The 20,296-nt window shown below is 70.5% G+C and carries 16 protein-coding genes; 13 read left to right on the top strand and 3 right to left on the bottom strand.

Annotated features, from left to right (window positions below):
• Positions 1 to 2 precede the first annotated feature (2 nt).
• The 7 genes from AC1DK4_RS32110 to AC1DK4_RS32140 all read left to right on the top strand — a co-directional run bounded on the left by AC1DK4_RS32110 (position 3) and on the right by AC1DK4_RS32140 (position 8,807).
• A complete protein-coding gene (locus AC1DK4_RS32110) occupies positions 3 to 2,069 on the top strand; it encodes a sigma-54-dependent Fis family transcriptional regulator (protein WP_441650293.1) in 2,067 nt (688 codons plus the stop codon).
• 215 nt (positions 2,070 to 2,284) lie between these two features.
• Positions 2,285 to 3,433, top strand: coding sequence for an ATP-NAD kinase family protein (locus tag AC1DK4_RS32115; protein ID WP_441617345.1), 1,149 nt, complete (start codon positions 2,285 to 2,287; stop codon positions 3,431 to 3,433).
• Between the two features lie 45 nt (positions 3,434 to 3,478).
• Positions 3,479 to 4,477, top strand: coding sequence for a thiamine pyrophosphate-dependent dehydrogenase E1 component subunit alpha (locus tag AC1DK4_RS32120; protein WP_477132015.1), 999 nt, complete (start codon positions 3,479 to 3,481; stop codon positions 4,475 to 4,477).
• A 62-nt stretch (positions 4,478 to 4,539) separates the two neighbouring features.
• Positions 4,540 to 5,556, top strand: coding sequence for an alpha-ketoacid dehydrogenase subunit beta (locus tag AC1DK4_RS32125; protein ID WP_441617348.1), 1,017 nt, complete (start codon positions 4,540 to 4,542; stop codon positions 5,554 to 5,556).
• On the top strand, positions 5,556 to 6,662 hold the full coding sequence (locus AC1DK4_RS32130; RefSeq protein WP_441650291.1) for an acetoin dehydrogenase dihydrolipoyllysine-residue acetyltransferase subunit: 1,107 nt from the start codon (positions 5,556 to 5,558) through the stop codon (positions 6,660 to 6,662). The genes AC1DK4_RS32125 and AC1DK4_RS32130 overlap by 1 nt, the downstream gene beginning before the upstream one ends.
• 118 nt (positions 6,663 to 6,780) lie before the next feature.
• A complete protein-coding gene (locus AC1DK4_RS32135; RefSeq protein ID WP_441650290.1) occupies positions 6,781 to 7,533 on the top strand; it encodes a lipoyl protein ligase domain-containing protein in 753 nt (250 codons plus the stop codon).
• A 116-nt stretch (positions 7,534 to 7,649) separates the two neighbouring features.
• The gene (locus AC1DK4_RS32140; RefSeq protein WP_477115669.1) at positions 7,650 to 8,807 is read left to right on the top strand and encodes a CaiB/BaiF CoA transferase family protein; all 1,158 of its coding nucleotides are present in this window, start codon (positions 7,650 to 7,652) and stop codon (positions 8,805 to 8,807) included.
• Positions 8,808 to 8,829: 22 nt separating this feature from the next.
• On the opposite strand, the gene AC1DK4_RS32145 is transcribed toward AC1DK4_RS32140, so the two are convergent.
• Complete coding sequence (locus tag AC1DK4_RS32145) at positions 8,830 to 9,153, bottom strand: antibiotic biosynthesis monooxygenase family protein (RefSeq protein ID WP_441617356.1); 324 nt, start codon at positions 9,151 to 9,153, stop codon at positions 8,830 to 8,832.
• 338 nt (positions 9,154 to 9,491) lie between these two features.
• On the opposite strand from AC1DK4_RS32145, the gene AC1DK4_RS32150 reads away from it, so the two are divergent.
• A complete protein-coding gene (locus AC1DK4_RS32150; protein ID WP_477132016.1) occupies positions 9,492 to 10,946 on the top strand; it encodes an MmgE/PrpD family protein in 1,455 nt (484 codons plus the stop codon).
• 25 nt (positions 10,947 to 10,971) lie between these two features.
• On the opposite strand, the gene AC1DK4_RS32155 is transcribed toward AC1DK4_RS32150, so the two are convergent.
• Complete coding sequence (locus tag AC1DK4_RS32155) at positions 10,972 to 11,910, bottom strand: FUSC family protein (RefSeq protein ID WP_441650439.1); 939 nt, start codon at positions 11,908 to 11,910, stop codon at positions 10,972 to 10,974.
• A gap of 104 nt (positions 11,911 to 12,014) precedes the next feature.
• A complete protein-coding gene (locus tag AC1DK4_RS32160) occupies positions 12,015 to 12,800 on the bottom strand; it encodes an AraC family transcriptional regulator (protein WP_441617361.1) in 786 nt (261 codons plus the stop codon).
• A gap of 133 nt (positions 12,801 to 12,933) precedes the next feature.
• Here AC1DK4_RS32160 and AC1DK4_RS32165 point away from each other — a divergent pair, with 133 nt between their 5' ends.
• The 5 genes from AC1DK4_RS32165 to AC1DK4_RS32185 all read left to right on the top strand — a co-directional run bounded on the left by AC1DK4_RS32165 (position 12,934) and on the right by AC1DK4_RS32185 (position 19,764).
• Complete coding sequence (locus tag AC1DK4_RS32165; protein ID WP_441650440.1) at positions 12,934 to 14,406, top strand: SLC13 family permease; 1,473 nt, start codon at positions 12,934 to 12,936, stop codon at positions 14,404 to 14,406.
• A gap of 108 nt (positions 14,407 to 14,514) precedes the next feature.
• Positions 14,515 to 15,744, top strand: coding sequence for an MFS transporter (locus tag AC1DK4_RS32170; protein WP_441650441.1), 1,230 nt, complete (start codon positions 14,515 to 14,517; stop codon positions 15,742 to 15,744).
• A 295-nt stretch (positions 15,745 to 16,039) separates the two neighbouring features.
• Complete coding sequence (locus tag AC1DK4_RS32175) at positions 16,040 to 17,080, top strand: DUF535 family protein (RefSeq protein WP_477115670.1); 1,041 nt, start codon at positions 16,040 to 16,042, stop codon at positions 17,078 to 17,080.
• Positions 17,081 to 17,282: 202 nt separating this feature from the next.
• Positions 17,283 to 18,095, top strand: a complete 813-nt coding sequence (locus AC1DK4_RS32180; protein ID WP_441650443.1) for a GntR family transcriptional regulator — start codon at positions 17,283 to 17,285, stop codon at positions 18,093 to 18,095.
• 130 nt (positions 18,096 to 18,225) lie between these two features.
• Positions 18,226 to 19,764, top strand: a complete 1,539-nt coding sequence (locus AC1DK4_RS32185) for an acetolactate synthase large subunit (protein ID WP_441617385.1) — start codon at positions 18,226 to 18,228, stop codon at positions 19,762 to 19,764.
• The last annotated feature ends 532 nt before the right edge of the window (positions 19,765 to 20,296 follow it).

The raw sequence follows: 20,296 nt of genomic DNA on the forward strand, positions 1-20,296 counted from the left end.
CGATGGACCTGCGGCAACGCGAGCACATCGATGCGGTAGTGCAGCTCACCACGCACGCCGGCGCGCTGTTGCCGCGCGCGCCCGAGACCATCATCCAGAACTCCTGGCGGCGCTGCGTGCACCAGTACGGCCTGGACCCGGCGCGCATGCAGCAGGCCTGCATCCTGCCGCAGACGCGCCTGCGCGAGCACCAGCAGCGCATCGACGATTTCGCCCGCATCGCGCGCCACGGGCTGCAGACGCTGTACAGCCAGGTCGCCGGCATGGGCTACGTGGTGCTGCTCACCGACGCGCAGGGCGTGACGGTGGACTACCTCGGCGACGCCAGTGCCGATGCGCGCCTGCGCCGCGCCGGCCTGTACCTGGGCGCGCAGTGGAGCGAGGCCGGCGCCGGCACCTGCGCGGTGGGCACCGCGCTGGCCACCGGGCAGGCGCTGACCGTGCACCAGGCCGACCATTTCGACGCCACCCATATCCCGCTGACCTGCACCGCCGCGCCGCTGTTCGATTCGCACGGCAGCCTCTGCGCCATCCTCGACATCTCCGCGCTGACCTCGCCGCAGGCCAAGGACAGCCAGGGCCTGGCGCTGCAGATGGTGCGCATCTACGCCAGCCATATCGAGAACGCCAGCTTCCTGCGCAGCCATCGCGAAGACTGGATCCTCAAGCTCAATGCCGCGCCGGAATTCGTCGACGTGAACCCGGAATACCTGCTCGCGCTCGACGCCGGCGGCCGCGTGGTCGGGCACAACCGCCGCGCGCAGCAGATGCTGGGGGCCGAACCCGGCCTGGGCGGGGCGCCCCTGCTTGGCATGGCCTTCGAGGCGCTGTTCGACGCGCGCCTCGACGAACTGGGCCGCTTCGTGCATTCGCGCCCGAGCGAGCAGCGCGCGCTGGCCCTGTCGCGCAGCGGCACGCGGCTCTACCTGAGCGTGATGCCGCCGGCCCTGCGCTGGCAGCCGGCCGCCGCCGTGCGCAGCCCGCCGCTGCAAGCGCCGCTGGCGGCCCTGTGCGGCGGCGATGACGCGCTGCAGCAGCAATTGCTGCGCGCCGCCAAGCTGGTCGACTCCCCGATCAACCTGCTGATCAACGGCGAGACCGGCAGCGGCAAGGAATATCTCGCCAAGGCGCTGCACCAGTCCAGCGGACGCCGCCAGGGGCCCTTCGTGGCGGTGAACTGCGCGGCGATCCCCGAATCGCTGATCGAGAGCGAGCTGTTCGGCCACCTGCCCAACAGCTTCTCGGGCGCCGGCTCGCGGCCCAAGCGCGGCCTCATCCAGGAAGCGGACGGCGGCACCCTGTTCCTCGACGAGATCGGCGACATGCCGCGCGAGCTGCAATCGCGCCTGCTGCGCGTGCTGGCCGAAGGCGAGGTGCTGGCCATCGGCGCGGCGCGGCCGGTGCCGGTCAGTGTGCGCGTGATCTCCGCCACCCACCATCCGCTGGACCAGCTGGTGAGCAGCGGCCGCTTCCGCGAAGACCTCTACTACCGGCTCAACGGCGCCCGCCTGATGCTGCCGCCGCTGCGCGAGCGCTCGGACCTCGACTGGCTGATCGGCAAGATGCTTGGCACTGGCACTGGCACTGGCACTGGCACTGGCACTGGCATCGGCGCCGGCGCCGGCGCCGTCAGCCTGTCGCCGGCGGCGCGCGCGCGCCTGCACGCGCATGCCTGGCCCGGCAACCTGCGCGAACTGCGCAACGCGCTCGAGTATGCGCGCGCGATCTGCACCGACGGACATATCGAGGTGGAAGACCTGCCCGAAGGCATTGGCGCGGCGGCGCGCCAGCAAGGCCTGCTTGCCACGGCGGCCGCGCCGGCGGCGCCGGCCGCCACCATGGCGCAGCCGGTCCCGGTCCAGGTGCCGGCGATGGCGTCGCCGGCACCCGGCTTCGATCCGCACCAGCTGCCGCCCGAAGCGATGTTGCTGATGCAATATCTGCGCGCCGCCGGCTGGAACCTCAGCGCGGTGGCACGCCAGATCGGCGTGAGCCGCATGACGCTGTACCGGCGCATGGCGCGCTACGGCATCGCGTCCCCCAACCAGCGCGACGCGGCGCACGACTGAGCGCGGCGCCGCGCTGCGCCCCGCGCCTCGCGACACCTGTCCAGCGGCCGTACACCTGATGCTGTGACACCTGTCACGCGGTGCGCCGCCACGCCCGGCCAAAGTCCCTTTTTCCTGCGGGTAATCCCGCGCTTTTCCTGCCCTGCGCGCGTGTCCGRCGGGTGGCACGCCCATTGCGATATGCCTGTCACAAGACAAGACGGCAGGAGACACGCATGGGTGAGCAGACGCTGGCCGAACGGCCCCTGGTGGGCATCATCGCCAATCCGGTCTCGGCGCGCGATATCCGCCGCGTGATCGCCAACGCCAACACGCTGCAACTGGCCGACCGCGTCAATATCGTGCTGCGCCTGCTGGCCGCGCTGGCCGCCTGCGGCGTGGGTCGCGTGCTGATGATGCCGGACCGCGAGGGCATGCGCGTGCTGCTGGCGCGGCACCTCGCGCGTCGCCAGGGGCCGGACGCAGCGCTGCCCGGGGTGGAGTACCTCGACATGCCGGTCACCGCCCGCGTGGACGACACCTTCCTGGCCGCGCGCATGCTGCGCGAAGCGGGGGTGTCCGCCATCATCGTGCTCGGCGGCGACGGCACCCACCGCGCCGTGGTGCGCGAATGCGGCGACGTGCCGATCGCCGGCATCTCCACCGGCACCAACAACGCCTATCCCGAAATGCGCGAGGCCACCATCACCGGGCTCGCCACCGGCCTGTTCGCCAGCGGGCGCATTCCGGCGGCGCACTCGCTGGCCGGCAACAAGCGGCTGGACATCTGCATCGCCGGCACGAACGAGGTGCGCCGCGATATTGCGCTGGTGGATGCGGTCATCTCCCACGAGCACTTCATCGGCGCGCGCGCCCTGTGGAAGACCGAGACGCTGGGCGCCGTGTACCTCGCCTTCGCCGATCCGCAGGCCATCGGCCTGTCCGCCATCGGCGGCCTGCTCGACCCGGTGGGCCGGCACGAATCCGGCGGGCTGGCCATCGAGCTGGCGGCTGCCGGCGCAGGCCGCTTCGAACTGCGCGCGCCGATCGCGCCTGGCTTGCTCAGCGCGGTGCCCATCGCAGGCTGGGAGCGCCTGACCGACGGCGTGCCGCACCGCGTGCGCCAGCGCAGCGGCGTCGTCGCGCTGGACGGCGAGCGCGAGCTGGTGTTCGGCGAGCAAGACGAAGTCACCGTGACGCTGCGCGAGCGCGCCTTCCTCAGCATCGACGTGGCGGCCTGCATGCGCTACGCCGCCGCCGCCGGGCTGATGCGCGGCGGCCGCGCGCCGAGCGCGCAGGCGCCGCCTTCGCATGCGGCGCCGCCCCTGGCGTCCCGGCCAGTCTCGCAGCCGTACCCGCACCCGCATCCGCACCCTCAGTCGTAACCCCGCTCACATACCGCCACTGCAAAAACCGTGAAGGAGACAGACATGACGACAACCTCAAGCAGCCAGAACACGCTGCCCCTCGGCAAGGAAGACCTGCTCGCCGTCTACCGCCGCATGCGCACCATCCGCGATTTCGAGGAGCGGCTGCACGTGGACTTCGGCCGCGGCGACATCCCCGGCTTCGTCCACCTCTATGCCGGCGAGGAAGCCGCCGGCGTTGGCATCCTGCATCACCTCGGCGACGGCGACCGCATCGCCAGCACGCACCGCGGCCACGGCCACTGCATCGCCAAGGGCGTGGACCCGGTGGCGATGATGAAGGAGATCTACGGGCGCAAGGGCGGCTCGTGCAACGGCAAGGGCGGCTCCATGCATATCGCCGACCTGTCCAAGGGCATGATGGGCGCCAACGGCATCCTCGGCGCGGGCGCGCCGCTGATCTGCGGCGCCGCGCTGGCGGCCAAGTTCCGCGGCAAGGGCGAGATCGGCATCACCTTCGCCGGCGACGGCGCCTCCAACCAGGGCACCTTCCTGGAGAGCCTGAACCTGGCCGCCGTATGGAACCTGCCGGTCATCTTCGTGATCGAGAACAACGGATACGCCGAATCGACCGCGCGCGACTACGGCACCGCGGTGGACAGCTATGTGGACCGCGCCGCCGGCTTCGGCATTCCCGGCGTGACCGTGGACGGCACCGATTTCTTCGCCGTGCACGAGGCTGCCGGCGAAGTCATCAAGCGCGCCCGCGAAGGCGGCGGCCCGGCCCTGCTCGAATGCAAGATGGTGCGCTTCTACGGCCATTTCGAAGGCGATGCGCAGACCTACCGCGCAAGCGGCGAGCTCGACGACATCCGCGCCAACAAGGACTGCCTGAAGAAGTTCTCCGCCACCGTGACCCAGGCCGGCGTGATCGCGCCGGAGGAGCTCAAGGCCATCGACGAACAGGTCGCCGCGCTGATCGAAGACGCGGTGCAGCAGGCCAAGGCCGCGCCGTTCCCGACCGCCGCCGACCTGCTGACCGACGTGTACGTCAGCTACTGAGCGCGGCGCAGACCGGACCGCACGAACGAACAGCACGAACAGCACGAACAGGAGACCAAACCATGTCCCGCAAACTCAGCATGAAGCTGGCGATCAACGAGGCGATCGACCAGGAAATGACCCGTGACCCGAGCGTGATCATGCTCGGCGAGGATATCGTCGGCGGCGCCGGCGCGGACGGCGAGAAAGACGCCTGGGGCGGCGTGCTCGGCGTCACCAAGGGCCTCTACGCCAAGCACGGCGACCGCCTGCTGGACACGCCGCTGTCCGAGTCCGCCTACGTGGGCGCGGCCATCGGCGCGGCGGCCTGCGGCATGCGCCCGATCGCGGAGTTGATGTTCATCGACTTCATGGGTGTGTGCTTCGACCAGATCTTCAACCAGGCGGCCAAGTTCCGCTATATGTTCGGCGGCAAGGCCGAGACCCCGGTGGTGATCCGCGCCATGGTGGGCGCGGGCTTCCGCGCGGCGGCCCAGCACAGCCAGATGCTCACGCCGCTGTTTACGCATATCCCCGGGCTCAAGGTGGTGTGCCCGTCCACGCCGTACGACACCAAGGGTTTGCTGATCCAGGCCATCCGCGACAACGACCCGGTGATCTTCTGCGAGCACAAGAACCTGTACGGCTTCGAAGGCGAGGTGCCGGAGAACTCGTATGCGATCCCGTTCGGCGAAGCCAATATCGTGCGCGACGGCAAGGACGTGTCCATCGTCACCTACGGGCTGATGGTGCACCGCGCGCTGGAAGCCGCCGCCACGCTGGCCAAGGAAGGCATCGAGGCCGAGGTGGTGGACCTGCGCACGCTCTCGCCGCTCGATATCGACACCGTGCTGGAGACCGTGGAAAACACCGGCCGCCTGGTGGTGGTGGACGAAGCCAGCCCGCGCTGCAATATCGCCACCGACATCGCCGCCCAGGTCGCGCAGCAAGCCTTCGGCGCGCTCAAGGCCGGCATCGAGATGGTGTGCCCGCCGCACACGCCGGTGCCGTTCTCGCCCGCGCTGGAAGACCTCTACATCCCCAGCGCGGCGCAGATCGCCGATGCCGCGCGCAAGACCGTGAAAGGAGGGAAACACTGATGGCCGAGATCACCCCGATCGTCATGCCCAAATGGGGCCTGTCGATGAAAGAAGGCACCGTCAACGACTGGCTGGTGGAAGAGGGCGCGCAGATCACCGTGGGCATGCCCATCCTCGACGTGGAGACCGACAAGATCGCCAACGCGGTGGAAGCGCCCGACGCCGGCACGCTGCGCCGCAAGGTGGCGGCGGTGGGCGATGTGCTGCCGGTGAAGGCCCTGCTCGGCGTGCTGGCGCCCGCCGGGGTCAGCGACGCGGAGATCGATGCCTACGTGGCCGCCTACGAGACCCCGGCGGCGGATGAGGACGATGACGCTGCCGCGGCGGCCGCCTATCAGTTCATCGATATCGACGGCATCCGCGTGCGCTACGCGAAGCGCGGCGAGGGCGCCGAGACCGTGCTCTTCCTGCACGGCTTCGGCGGCGACCTCGACGCGTGGCTGTTCAATCTCGATGCGGTGGCCGGCACCCATACCGTGGTGGCGCTGGACCTGCCCGCGCATGGCCAGTCCACGCCGCGGCTGCCCGGCACCACGCTGGCCGCGCTGGCGGGCTTTGTCGCGCAGTTCATGGATGCGCTGGATATCGGCCAGGCCCACCTGGTGGGCCATTCGATGGGCGGCGGCGTGGCCACGCAACTGGCGGTGGACGCGCCGCAGCGGGTGCGCTCGCTGGCGCTGATCTCGCCGGTCGGCTTCGGCGACGAGATCAACAATGGCTACACCGAAGGCTTCGTCAGCGCGCAGTCGCGGCGCGATCTCAAGCCGGTGGTGGAGCAGCTGTTCGCCGATACCGGGCTGGTCAGCCGCCAGATGCTGGACGATCTCCTGAAGTACAAGCGCCTGGACGGCGTGACGCAGGCGCTGGCGAGCCTGGGCGAGAGCCTGTTCGGTGGCGGCCGGCAGACCGAGCAGCCGGGGCGCAAGCTCGGCGGCAAGCCGGTGCTGGTGGTGTGGGGGGCGCAGGACCGCATCGTGCCGGCCTCGCATGCGCGCAACGCGCCGGCGCAGGCGACCGTCAAGGTCTTCGACGACACCGGGCATATGAGTCAGATGGAGCGGGCCAATGAGTTCAATGCCTTGCTGAAGGCGCACCTGGGAGGGTGAAGCCTGGCGTTGGGTCCGGGCGTGGCCGCCGTGGCAGCGCCTGGCCATCTTTGTATCTCGGCGGGGACGTGGCAGTATTGGCCGGCGGTACTTGTGCAACGTCGTCACGATGCAACCCATGTCCTTCGCCTACCTCACTCCCGACCCCACCGATCCCGATCCGCTGCGCGCCGAGCAGGCCATGCTCGAGCAGGCCGCCGCCGGCCGCTGGCTGGCGCACCTTTGGCAGGCACCAGTGTCGCTGGTGGTGCCGCGCAGCTACCTGCGCCACGCGCAACTCGAGGCCGGGCGCAGCGCCTTTGCCGCGCGCGGCTGCCCGGTGTGGCTGCGGCTGTCCGGCGGCGGACTGGTGCCGCAGGGTCCGGGCATCCTCAACCTGAGCCTGGCCTATCCGGTGCGCGGCGGCGCCGGCACGCATGCCGAGGCGGTCTACCTGCACCTGTGCGAAGTGCTGGCCGGCGCGCTGTCGCAGCTCGGGCTGCGCACGCACTGGCAGGCCGTGGACGGCTCCTTTTGCGACGGCCGCTTCAACCTGGCCTGGGGCCCGGCCGCGGACGCGCGCAAGATTGCCGGCACGGCGCAGTACTGGCGCCGCGTGGCCGGCGCGGCCGATGCGAGCCTGCACGTGGTGCTGGCCCACGCCGTGCTGCTGGTCAGCGCCGACCCGGAAGAGATCAACCAGCGCGCCAACGCGTTCGAGGCCGCCATCGGCAGCGGGCGCCAGTACCGTGCCGACAAGGTGGTGAGCGTGGCCGGCGCGCTGGCGCAGGACGGGCTCGCCGTGCCCGCCGGGCTGCCGGAGCTGACCGCGGACGCGCTGCGGCACGCGCTTCGCGCCAACCCCCCGGCTTTCGCCGTGCCCGGCATCTGACGTCACCGGCAGCCCGATTCGTCGCTATTGACGATTCGCCCGCCCGGCGCCCGTGGCAAACTGCCCGCCAAGGCACATCCGGGGCGCACCCGGACACAGACAACCGGAGACAGGATATGGCGGGACCCTTGGCAGGACTGAAGGTGGTGGAGATGGTAGGGATCGGCCCGGCGCCGTTCTGCGCGATGATGCTGGCCGACCAGGGCGCCGAGGTGATCCGCATCGACCGGCCCAGGCCCGCCGCCGCGGGCGAGCCGGCCGCCACCAGCGCCGGCCGCGCGCGCTGCGACGTGACCGCGCGCGGCAAGCGCTCGCTGGCCATCGACCTGCGCAAGCCCGGCGCGGCGCAGGTGGTGCTGGACCTGATCGCGAAAGCCGACGTGCTGATCGAAGGCTTCCGCCCCGGCGTGATGGAGCGCCTGGGCCTGGGCCCCGAGGCCTGCCTGGCGCGCAACCCGGCGCTGGTGTACGGCCGCATGACCGGCTGGGGCCAGTACGGGCCGCTGTCGCAGGCCGCCGGCCACGATATCAACTACATCGCCATTGCCGGCGCGCTCCACGCCATCGGCCGCGCGGGCGAGCCGCCCGCGGTGCCGCTCAACTATGTCGGCGATTTCGGCGGCGGCGGCATGCTGCTGGCGTTCGGCGTGATGTGCGCGCTCAACGAGGCGCGCCAGTCCGGCAAGGGGCAGGTGGTGGACGCCGCCATGACCGACGGCACCGCGCTGCTCGGCGCCATGATGTACGGCTTCAAGGCCGCCGGCCGCTGGACCAACAAGCGCGGCGACAACCTGCTCGATGGCGCGGCGCATTTCTACGACACCTATGCCTGCGCCGACGGCAAGTACGTGGCGGTGGGCGCCATCGAGCCGCAGTTCTACGCGCTGTTGCGCGAGCGCTGCGGCCTGGACGACCCGGCCTTCGATGCGCAGCTGGACAAACGCCAGTGGCCCGCGCTCAAGGCTCGCATGACAGAAATGTTCCTCACGCGCACGCGCGACGAATGGTGCGAATTGCTCGAAGGCAGCGATGCCTGCTTCGCGCCGATCCTGGACTGGGACGAAGCTCCCGCACACCCGCACAACCGCGCGCGCGAGACTTTCCTGGAGATCGAGGGGGTGGTGCAGCCGGCGCCGGCGCCGCGCTTTAGCCGCACGCCGGCCGGCGTGCCCCGGGCGCCGGTCGAGGCTGGCGCGGATAGCGAGGCGATCCTGCGTGAATGGGGTGTGGACGCGGGCGTCGTTGCCGCGCTGCGGCGGGACGGGAGCATTTGAGCCTGGGGTTGGCCGCGGCGCCTCAGGGCCGCGCGAACTCGTAGTCGCGCTCGACCTTGCAGATGCGCGTCTTGTACGCCTCGTACCAGCGTTCGCGGCCGAGCTTCTGCGCCATCAGGTGCGCGGCGTCGCGCTTCCATGCGGCGATCGCTTCGAGGCTCTCCCAGTACGACACCGTGATGCCGATTTCCTCGCGCGCCGACTCGACGCCGAGAAAGCCGGGCTGCTGCGATGCGGAGGCTTCCATCGCGTCGGCCATGGCGCCGTAGCCGCCGTCGGCATCGGTGCGGATGGAGGTGAAGATCACTGCGTAGTAGGGCGTGGCTTTGGTGTCTGCGATGGGCATCGGGGGCCTCGTATCGTGGGGTCAGGGCGCTGACTGGCCGATTCTATCAAGCACGCCGCGGTGCCGGTGCGTCCCGTTAGCGCACCGCTTCCGGCTTTTCCTCCCTTCCGCGTTCCGCGTTCCGTTTCCTTTCCCTCCGCCACGCCGGAGCGGAATGCCCGCGCGCGGCCGTGCCCAGGCATCGGCGCAAAAAAATCGCTTGCAAGGCAGGAACGGTTGTACCTAGAATATAAACACATAACAACAGTACTGTGCTGGGCGGACACGGCCAGCGCAAGCTTGGTCCGTTCCCGTCACCCGCTCCGTCCAACCGCTCCGTGCGATCACTCCGCCCTGCCATGTCCCAACAGCAATCACAACCGCAACCGCAGTCCCAGGCCCAGGCCCCCACCGATCCGGCCGGCCCTACCGGCCGGCTCGCGCTCTGGCTCGCCGGCTTCGACCTGGCGCATGCACCGGAGAAGGCCCGCGAGCGCGCCAAGGCGCTGACGCTGGACGGCATCGCCTGCGCCATCGTCGGCGCCCGGCTGCCGTGGTCGCGCACCGCGGTGGAAATCGTGCGCAAGACCGAAGGCCAGGGCAGCCACACCATCGTGGGCTGGGGCGCGGGCACCAGCGCGCCGGGCGCGGCGCTGCTTAACGGCACCTTCATCCAGGGCTTCGAGCTCGACGACTATCATCCGCTAGGCCCGCTACACAGCGCCTCGCTGGTGTTGCCGGCGCTATGGGCGGCGGCAGCCGGCGAGCAACGCGTGAGCGGCCGCGAATTCCTGCAGGCGGCCCTGGCCGGCTACGAGGTCGGGCCGCGCGTGGGCATGGCGCTGCACGGCGGGCAGATGCTCTCGCGCGGCTGGCATTCCGGCTCGGTGTTCGGCACGCACGCGGCCGCCGCCGCGGTGGGCAAGCTGCTGGGCCTGGACGCCGCCCGCTTCGAGGATGCGCTGGGGCTGGCGGGCACGCAGTCGGCCGGGCTGATGGCTGCGCAGTACGAGGCCATGTGCAAGCGCATGCACCACGGCTTTTCCGCGCGCAACGGCTTCTATGCGGCGGTGCTGGCGGCGGGCGGCTACACGGGCATCAAGCGCGTGTTCGAGCGGGAGTACGGCGGCTTTCTCTCCACCTTCGGCGAAGGGCATGCGCCCGATGCGTCGCAGATCACCGATGGCCTGGGCGAGCGCTGGGAAGTCGAGCRCATCGTGATCAAGCCATATGCGGCCATGGGCGGCATCCACGCGCCGCTGGACGCGCTGTTCGACGTGGGCGCGCAGCGCGCGCTGCGCGCGGAGCAGATCGCGCGCATCGAGGTCGACGTGTCGCACGCCGTCTACCACCACGGCTGGTGGGTGCCGGAGCGCCCGCTCACGCCGATCGGCGCGCAGATGAACATCGGCTACGCGCTGGCGGTGGCGGTGCTCGACGGCGCCGCGCTGGTGCCGCAGTTCGCTCCTTCGCGCATCGACGCCGACGATGTCTGGGCGCTGCTGCCGCGCATCGCGGTCAGGCACGATCCCGGGTTCGACGCCGCCGGCCAGCATGGCCGCGGGCGCGTGCGCCTGGCGGTCACCTTCACGGACGGTCAGCGCATCGAGATCAACCGGCAGATGTCGCGCGCCATCGAGTCGCCGCAGTCCAATGCCGAGGTGGCGATGAAGTACCGCGCGCTGACCGGCGGCCTGATCGATGCAAAGCGCCAGTCCGACATCGAAGCCATGGTGATGAACCTCGAACAGCTGGACGATGTGCGCGAGTTGCTGGCCCTGCTGGCGCCGCCGGTGAAGAGCGCCTTCGAGTAAGGACCGGGCGGCTCGCTGCCCGCGCTCAACCTGGCGAGGTTCGGCTGAGCGGCTTCGCCAGCAGGCGCAGCGCAACGCCGTCGGCGAGGATGACAAGGGCGGCGCCGATCACGGTCGCCGCCACGCGGTCGGCCAGCATGCCGCTCATGGCCCCGGCCGTGGACGCATTGCCCGCGCCCGTGATCAGCACCATCAGCGGCGTCATCGCCGCCGAGTAGGCGAGGTAGTTGCGGCTGCGCAGCAGGGGCCGCATGCCGGCCAGCCAGCCGGCGTTGACGGCGATGACCCAGGCCGGCAGCTGGTGGCCGAGCAGCAGGGCGGCCAGCAGCACACCCAGCACGGTGCCGCCTACGCGCTGCGTGGTCTTGAGCGAAGGCAGTCCGGGCTGGCGCTGGATCAGCAGGGCCACCGTCAGCGCGATCCAGTCGAAGTGATGGCCGGGAAACAGCCAGCGCAGCGCGGCGGCTGCGGCGAGCGCGCCGGCCAGCGCGAGCAGCAGGAAGCCGCCGCGGTACGGCGCCGCGCCTGCGCTATTGGCGGCGATGACCAGGAACAGCAGCAAGCGCGTCGAGGCAACGGCGAGCGGGCGGCTATAGGCCCCGATGGCCGCGGCCGCGACGGCAAGCAGGATGACGATGGCGTCGCTGGCCGCGCCATGGCCGGAGCAGGCCGCGGCAACGGCCGCCGCCGCAGCGAACGGCGCCAGCAACGCGGCCAGTTCGCGCGCCTGGGCGCCGGCGCTGCGGGCCATCTCCGCTTCGCTGCCCGGCGCGGCCGGCGTGGTGCCGGAACCGATGGCCAGGCTGCCAAGCGCCGCGGCAAGGCCGAGGGGCTGGTGCCCCATGGCGCCGGCCAGCAGCAGCGGTGCGGCCATGCCCAGGCCGGCGGCCAGCATCTCGCCGGCATGTGCCTGCGGACCGGCGGACCAGTGGATGGCGCGTCCCAGATGTGTTTTCTCGCCCAAAGGCTGCCTCCGCGAGCTTGGCCGCATACGTTGATACGCAGGCGAATCTACCCGGTTTCGGTGGCGCTCGTCCATGCCCGGCTGCCGTCCCCTGGCGGTCCCGTCTACGCTTCGGCCCGGTGCGCGAGGAAGTCGCGCGGTGCCTGTCCCAGGGCGCGGCGGAACATGGTGGAGAAGGCCCCGGCATTGGCGTAGCCGGTTTCCGCCGCCACATGGGCCAGCGGCTTGCCACGGCTCATCAGGTCGACCGCGTGGGCCAGGCGCAGCTGCTGGCGCCAGGCCGCGAAGCTGGTGTGCAGCTCGGTGCGGAACAGGCGCGCCAGCGTGCGCTCGCTGGCGCCTGTGTGCGCCGCCCATTGCGCCAGGCTCAGGGCCGAGCCGGGGGCTTCCATCAGCGCATCGCACAGCGCCTTGAGGCGTCGGTCGGTGGGCAGCGCCAGCCCTGGCCACAGGGTGGGCGCCACCCGCAGTTCCTCGAGCAGAAGTTCGGCGCTGAGCTGGCGCCGGCGCGGCGAGAGCCGGGCGGCATCGGCCAGCGTGACCAGCAACTGGCGCATCAGCGCCGACACCTCCAGCACCGTGCAGGTGGACAACGACAGCGGCGACGCCGCCGGCAGCACATAGCAGGCATGCAGCGCGGCGTCGCCCAGCGTGACCACCTCGTGCTCCACGTCCGGCGGGATCCATACCGCGCGCATGGCCGGCACCACCCAGGTGGTGCCGGCCGCGGTCACGCGCATGCTGCCGCGCAGCGGCAGGGAGACCTGGCCCCAAGCATGCCGGTGGCGGCGAATGATCGCATTGGGTGGCGGCAGGCGCAGGTGCACGATGACCGGTTGTTCGGCGGTGGGCTCGGTCAGCGGTATGGGCTGGTAAGTCGGACGTGGCATGCGGGGCGAAGTGATGGAACCGGATTGCCGATGGTGGCTGGAATTCGTAAGAACTTGCCCGGAAAGTGTAACCCGGCCACGGCGCATCGCCCTAGCATGGCGCACATCCCAAGGCACCCCGGAGTTCGCCCCCATGAGCCATACCAGCCCCCAGCCAGGCTATCCCGCGGCCGGCGCAGCCGCCGCGGCCCCGCCGAAGCCCGCGCCCAGCCCGCCGCAAGCCGGCAATCTCTCCGACAGCGCGCGCGCCGCCGCCGTCATTGCCGTATGCGTCACCGCGGTCTGGCTGGCGGGGCACGCCCTCGGCGCGCCCGGCCCGCTTGTCCTGGCGGCGGCGCTGGTGCTGTCCACGGTGTGCTGCTGGGCGCTCGGCGTGCTGCCCGAGCCCACCACCACGCTGCTGTTCTTCCTGTGCGCCGTCCTGCTGCACGTGGCGCCGCCCCCGGTGGTGTTCTCCGGCTTTACCTCCACCGCCTGGTGGCTGATGTTCGGCGGCGCCGTGACCGGCGTGGCCTTGCGCCAGACCGGGCTGGCGCAGCGCCTGGCGGCGATCATCTTCCGTGGGCGGGTGGGCAGCTACCGGCAGGTGATCGCCACCGTGGCGCTGAGCGCGGTCGGGCTGGCCTTCCTGATGCCGTCGACCACCGGGCGGGTGCTGCTGTTGATGCCCATCGTGCTGGCGCTGGCCGACCGCCTGGGCTATGGCCCCGGCTCCAACGGCCGCATCGGCATGGTGCTCACGGTGGCCGCGGCCAGCTATATGCCGCCGACCACCATCCTGCCGGCCAATATCCCCAATAGCGTGCTGCTCGGCGCGGCGAGTTCGCTGTACGGCGTGAACCTGAGCTACGGCAGCTATCTCTTGCTGCATTTCCCCATCCTCGGCGCGCTCAAGACCGTGCTGCTGGTGTGGCTGGTGTGCCGGCTGTTCCCGGAGAAGGGGCAGCTCGCCGCGCTGCCGCCCCAGGACCTGGGCACGCCGGGCCGGCAGGAGACCGTGCTGGCGGCGATCCTGGCGCTGGCCGTGGCCGGGTTTGCCACCGATGCGCTGCACGGTATCTCGCCTGCCTGGATTTCGCTGGCGGCCTGCATCGTGTGCCTGCTGCCGGGCGTGGGGCTGGTGTCGCCGCGCATGCTGGCCGAGCAGGTGCACCTGACGCCGCTGATCTATGTAGCCGGCTTCCTCGGCCTGGGTGCGGTGGTGGAGTCGACCGGGCTGGGCACGGCCATCAGCAAGGCCTTGCTGCAGTGGCTGCCGTTGTCGCCGGGACATAACGCCGCGAATGTGGCGGCGCTCGGCGCGGTGGGCGCGGCCCTGGGGCTGGTGACCACGCTGCCGGGCCTGCCGGCGGTGCTGACGCCGCTGGCCAGGGAACTGGCGCAGGCCACCGGCCTGCCGCTGGAAACCGTGCTGATGCTGCAGGTGCCGGTCTTTTCCACGGTGTTCTTTCCCTATCAGTCGCCGCCCATCGTGATCGCCATGCAGCTTGGCGGGGTGGGGCTGCGCGCAGGCACCCGGCTGTGCCTGGCGCTGGCCGTGCCGACCTTGCTGGTGCTGATGCCGCTGGACTATGTCTGGTGGCGGCTGCTGGGCTACCTGCCGTGAGCCGGACCGCCGCCTGCAAGCTTGCGCCATCTGAGGCATGATCACGCCCTTCGACCTCTGGTTAACCCGTATCGGGCGCCGGCCGAGGTCAGCTGCAGGAATACGATCATGACGACAAGAGCGGACTGCGCGGCGACAGCGCAGGCGGGCCCCGTGGGCGGCGCGAGCTGGATGACGCTGCTGCTGGCGACCGCCTGCGGCCTGATCGTGGCCAATCTGTACTACGCCCAGCCGCTGGTCGGCCCGATCGGCCATGCGCTGGGGCTGTCGCCGCAGGCCGCCGGCCTGATCGTGACCGTGATCCAGGCCGGCTACGGCGTCGGCCTGCTGCTGATCGTGCCACTGGGCGACATCATCGAAAACCGCCGGCTGATCTGCACGCTGCTGGCGGCCAGCGCGGTGGCGCTGGCCGCCGCGGCCCTGGCCGGCCATGCCGGCGTGTTCCTGGCGGCGGCCGTGTGCATCGGGCTCAGCTCGGTGGCGGCCCAGGTGCTGGTGCCGTTCGCCGCGCACCTGGCCCCCGAGCATGCGCGCGGCCAGGTGGTGGGCAATGTGATGAGCGGGCTGATGCTCGGCATCATGCTGGCGCGGCCGGTGTCCAGCCTGGTCACCGACCTGTGGGGCTGGCATGCCATCTTCGCCGGCTCGGCCGTGGGCATGGCCGTACTGACGACGGTGCTGGCGCGCCTGCTGCCGGACCGCCGCCCGGCGCCGGCGGTGCGCTACGGCGCGCTGCTGGCTTCGATGTGGCAACTGCTGCGCAGCCAGCCGGTGCTGCGCCGGCGGGCTGCCTATCAGGCGTGCATGTTCGGCGCCTTCAGCCTGTTCTGGACCACCGTGCCGCTGTGGCTGGCCGGGCCCGGATTCGGCATGAGCCAGAAGGGCATCGCCCTGTTCGCACTGGCGGGCGTGGCCGGCGCCGTGGCGGCGCCGCTCGCCGGACGCGCGGCCGATCGCGGACTCGGCCGCCGCATGACCACGCTGGCCATGGCGCTGGCGGCTGGCGCCTTCCTGCTGGGCATGGCCGGCACGCCGGGATCGACGCCGGCGCTGGCGGCACTGACCCTGGCTGCCATCACGCTGGACTTCGGCGTGGCCGCCAACCTGGTGGTCGGCCAGCGCGCCATCTTCGCGCTCGGCGGCACCATCCGCAGCCGGCTCAACGGCATCTTCATGGCGATCTTCTTCACGGGTGGCGCCGTTGCTTCCGCGCTGGGTGCCTGGGCGTTCGCCTACGGCGGCTGGGCGCTGACCAGCTGGATCGGGTTCGGGCTGCCGGTGCTGGCGGTTTTGTATTTCGCCACGGAGCGGCAACAACGGCCGGCGGCGCACCGCTGAGTCGCGGCCAGCAAGCCCCCCGCATCCCGGAAGGTCCCCCCGGAGGTCCCGAGAGACCCCCAGCCGGCATCAGCCGGCTTTTTTTCTTGCGGCCAAAGATTCTTCATCTCCCGGTCAACGAGACGTATTACCATCCGTTACGAATTATTACGAGATGGATACATTTGCCCGGTTCTGGCCCCTGGTCCGGATCCGGCCGTTTCGTGAAATTCGTGTCAAGGGCAGCAATCAGCATAAGACCGGATACCGGCTAGCTGCATCAGGAACAGGGGAGCATCAAGTCGTGCAGGGACCCATGTCTAGCCTTCAGTGGCTGTCGGCCATCCATGCCCGTGGTTATTTCAATAACCTCGGGCCGTTTTTCTATCTTCGCTATCTCGCTACGCTGACGGCGCTGGCGGCATTCTGCTATCCGCAACAAGGTGGCCGCTGGCGCTTCAAGCGGATAAAGCTGATTTGCCGTTCGGCGTTCCGTTTCGCCGCAGTGCGCGGCTGGTTGCAGGCCGTGGAGTCGTGTGCGCTGATGCGGCGCGTGGCCGCGGCCAAGCCGGCGCTGCTGGAGCGTCCGTACCGCCCGCTGGGCGTGTCCGGACTTGGTTTTCGCGAGCGCATGGGCACGGTACTGGACCACTACCGGACCTTGAACGCGCTGGTGCCGCTGGCGCTGTGCGAGCGCATTTACGTGCAAGGCGGCCTGGAATGTGCCTTCGGCGAGGGCCGCTACGTGCTGCGCCTGGCCGATGCCGGGCCGAATCCGAAGGAAGGCGAACTGGCCTTCTACTGGCAGGACATCGCCAGCGGCACCTGCCTGAGCCAGATCAGCTTCTACCTCAGGCGGGGCAAGGATGGCGCGGAGATCTTCGTCGGCGGCCTGCAGGGCCCGATGGGCGAGAACAGCCGGGACCTCATCCGCGAGTCGACCAAGGCCTGCGACGGTCTGCGCCCCAAGGACGCAGTGATGGAAGCGCTGCTGGGCTTTGCCGCCGCGCTGGACGTGCAGCGCATCGTGGGTGTGTCCCGGGCCAATCACGTCGGGCGCCAGCGCCACACGCCGCGCGAGATCCTGTGCGACTACGAGAGTTTCTGGATGGAGTGCGGGGGCGAGGTGCTTGAGGGCGGCAACGTGGGCATGCCGGTCGGATTGCCGCGCCGCGATGCAATGGAACTGCCGTCCAAGAAGCGCTCGGCCTACCGGCGCAAGCAGGCGCAGGCCGACGGCGTCCAGGCCACGGTGCAAGGCTGGCTGGCCGCGCCCGTGGCGGCGTCGGCGGTCATCCCGGCGCCCGACCTCAGGCAGGTCAGGCCGCCGCAATACGCGCAGGCGCTCGCGGCGTGAGCCACGCGGCGCCATGCCGCACGACATGGACTGCAAGCGAAGCGCGGGAGCCATCCCGCGCTTTTTTCATTTCCGGCCCCTGCTCGGCCCCGACCCCCTAGTTAACCCTAGTAGTCTAGCTTTGTAGACCTTACTAAAGTAGCTCGCTTGCAGCCACGGCTGCGCCAGCCGCCGCCGGGCCAGCCCGCGCACCCGGACGCCCATGCAGAACCCTCCGCCGAACCCGGCCTTTGCCAGCGATCTCCTCTCGCGCAGCCGCCAGCCCGTCTATCTCCAGCTTGCCACCATCTTCCGCCGCCATATCGAGAGCGGCGAATGGCGGCCGGGCGCCCGCATCCCCTCGCTGGAACAGCTCTGCCGCGAGTTCGGCGTGGCGCGCATGACGATGCACAACGCGCTGTCGCTGCTGGACGAGGAGGGCCTGCTGACCCGCGAGCGCGGGCGCGGCACTTTCGTCAAGACCGGCTACCGCGAGCGGCGCCCGCTGATGCTGCCCGTGAGCTGGGACCAGGCCGTGGCGGTAGGCGACCGGCTCGGCACCGAGGCGCTCAGCGAATCCGACGGCCTGGTGCCATTGCCCGACGAACTGGGGCTGCCATGCAGCGCCGCGCGCGCGCCGGGCTATCATTTCCTGCGCCGGCTGCACCGTATCGAGCAACGGCCGTTCGCGCTTGGCGAGGTCTATATCGAGGCCAGCGTGTTCGCGCGCGAGCCGGAGGCCTTCCGCCAGGGCGCCTCGGTGCCGGTGCTGGACCGCTTTCCGCATCTCAAGGTGACGGCCGCCCGCCAGCGCCTGTCGATCATCGCCGCCGGCGCCGAAACCGCAGCCCGGCTGGCGTTGCCGGTGGGCGCGCCGGTGGCCGAACTGCGCCGCCATGCCTGCGTGGACGGCGTGATCGTCTACTACGCACGCATCGAATTCCCGAGCGAGTTCGTGTGCCTGGATTTCGACCTGCTCGCGCCGGGCGCGGGGGCTGCCCCGGCCTATCCGGCACGCGCGGCCACGCAACCGTGAGCGGGCCAGCAACCCGATTCCGCATCCCGATTCACATCCACATCCCCATCCAGCAACCCAACCGGAAAACAAGCAAATGCAGACTACCGAGCGCAACCAGGCGAATCATGGAGACCACGGGCAGGGCGAACTGAACGGCGCCGAGAGCCTGGTGAAGACGCTGCTGGCGTGCGGCGTGGACACCTGCTTTGCCAATCCCGGCACCAGTGAAATGCACTTCGTGGCCGCCCTCGACCGTATCCCCGGCATGCGCTGCGTGCTCGGCCTGTTCGAAGGCGTGGTCACCGGCGCGGCCGACGGCTACGCGCGCATGGCCGACAAGCCCGCGGCCACCCTGCTGCACTGCGGCCCGGGCCTGGCCAACGGCCTGGCCAACCTGCACAACGCGCGCCGCGCGCAGACCCCGGTGATCAACATCATCGGCGACCAGGCTACCTATCACCGGCCGTTCGACGCGCCGCTGACCGCCGACACCGAAGGCTGGGCGCGCCCGGTTTCGGTGTGGACCCGCACCGCCACGCACGCTGCCTCGGTCGGCGCCGATGCGGCCACCGCCGTGCAGGCGGCCTGCGCCGCGCCGGGCGGCGTGGCCAGCCTGATCCTGCCCTCGGACGTGTGCTGGGACGCCGGCGGCAAGGTGGCCGCCCCGCTGGCGCCGCTGCCGGTGCCCAAGGTCTCGCCCGACGCCGTGCAGCAGGCCGCGCGCGTGCTGCGCTCCGGCCAGCCCACGCTGATCGTGCTGGCCGGCACCGCGCTGCGCGAAGCCGCGCTGGCGGACGCCCATCGCATCGCCGCCGCCACCGACGCGCGCCTGATCACGCCGATGTCCAATGCGCGCGTGTCGCGCGGCCGTGGCCGCTTCAACGTAGACCGCGTGCCGTACTCCGGCGACGCGGCGCGCGCCAAGCTGGCCGGCATCCGCAACGTGATCCTGGTCGGCGCGCCGCCGCCCGTGACCTTCTTCGCCTACCCCGGCAAGTCGCCGCGCCCGTATCCGGAAGACGCCGAAGTCTTCGTGCTCGCCCGCCCCGAGCAGGACCTCGCCGAAGCGCTGGCGCGCCTGGCCGACGAACTTGGCGCGCCCGTCGTGGCGCTGCCCGCCTCCGTCTCCATGCACGAGATCGCCAGGGGCGCCGTGACCTCCGAAGCCGTGGCGCAGACCCTGACCGCGCTGCTGCCAGAGCAGGCCATCGTGGTGGAAGAAAGCGTGAGCTTCGGCCGCGCCTTCTATCCCGGCACCGTGCACGCCGCGCCGCACGACTGGCTGCAACTCACCGGCGGCGCCATCGGCGAAGGCCTGCCGCTGGCCACCGGCGCCGCCGTCGCCGCGCCCGGCCGCCGCGTGGTCGCGCTGCAGGCCGATGGCTCCGGCATGTACACGCTGCAATCGCTGTGGACCATGGCGCGCGAAAAGCTCGACGTGACGGTGGTGGTGCTCGCCAACCGCAAGTACGCCATCCTGCTGGGCGAACTCGCCGGTGTCGGCGCCAATCCCGGCAAGACCGCGCTCGACATGCTCGACATCGGCAACCCCGATCTCGACTGGGTGAAGCTGGCCAATGGCATGGGCGTGGAGGCTGCGCGCGCGGTGGACATGGAGGGGTTTGCGGCGCTGTTCACGGCGGCCAATGCGAAGGCGGGGCCGTTCTTGATTGAACTGGTGATTTGATTTTTCATGTTGCCGGCGCGAACCTGACTCCACGTTCGCGCCGGCGCGCTCCGGCCCCATTGCCGGACGGCGGCAGCATCTCGCCATCGCGGAAGCCAGCCGCGACGAAATCCGTGCGCTTTCTGAATTTTCAGCCGCATGAATGGGAAACGGCCTATATACGGGGGCGCTGTTTACCTGAAGCATGGCTTGTATCGCCTTTGGCATTCCAAAGAGATCGGCCATGCCCAATCATTCCGCCCTGCGTTTCAACGTCGCCTGTGCTGGTAACTCACCGCCGCTAGCGTGCGCTCCAGCATCCGGCAGACCGCCGGACGGCGAGTTCTCCCAGTCTTTCTCGGACGCTTCGTAAGCGCACGGGAGTGACCATGCCTTCGTTCAAGTTCCCCTTCAAAGACAAGGCCGGCAAGGAGGTGCGCGACGCCGCGCTCTACTACACGGCGCTCAGCCTGGCCGACAACGGCTTCTATCCGCTGGGCCCCTCCGGCGTGCATTGCGGCATTCACTACGTCCAGGCGATGGCCAACACGCT

It is taken from the genome of Cupriavidus sp. 05N38, assembly GCF_056397345.1.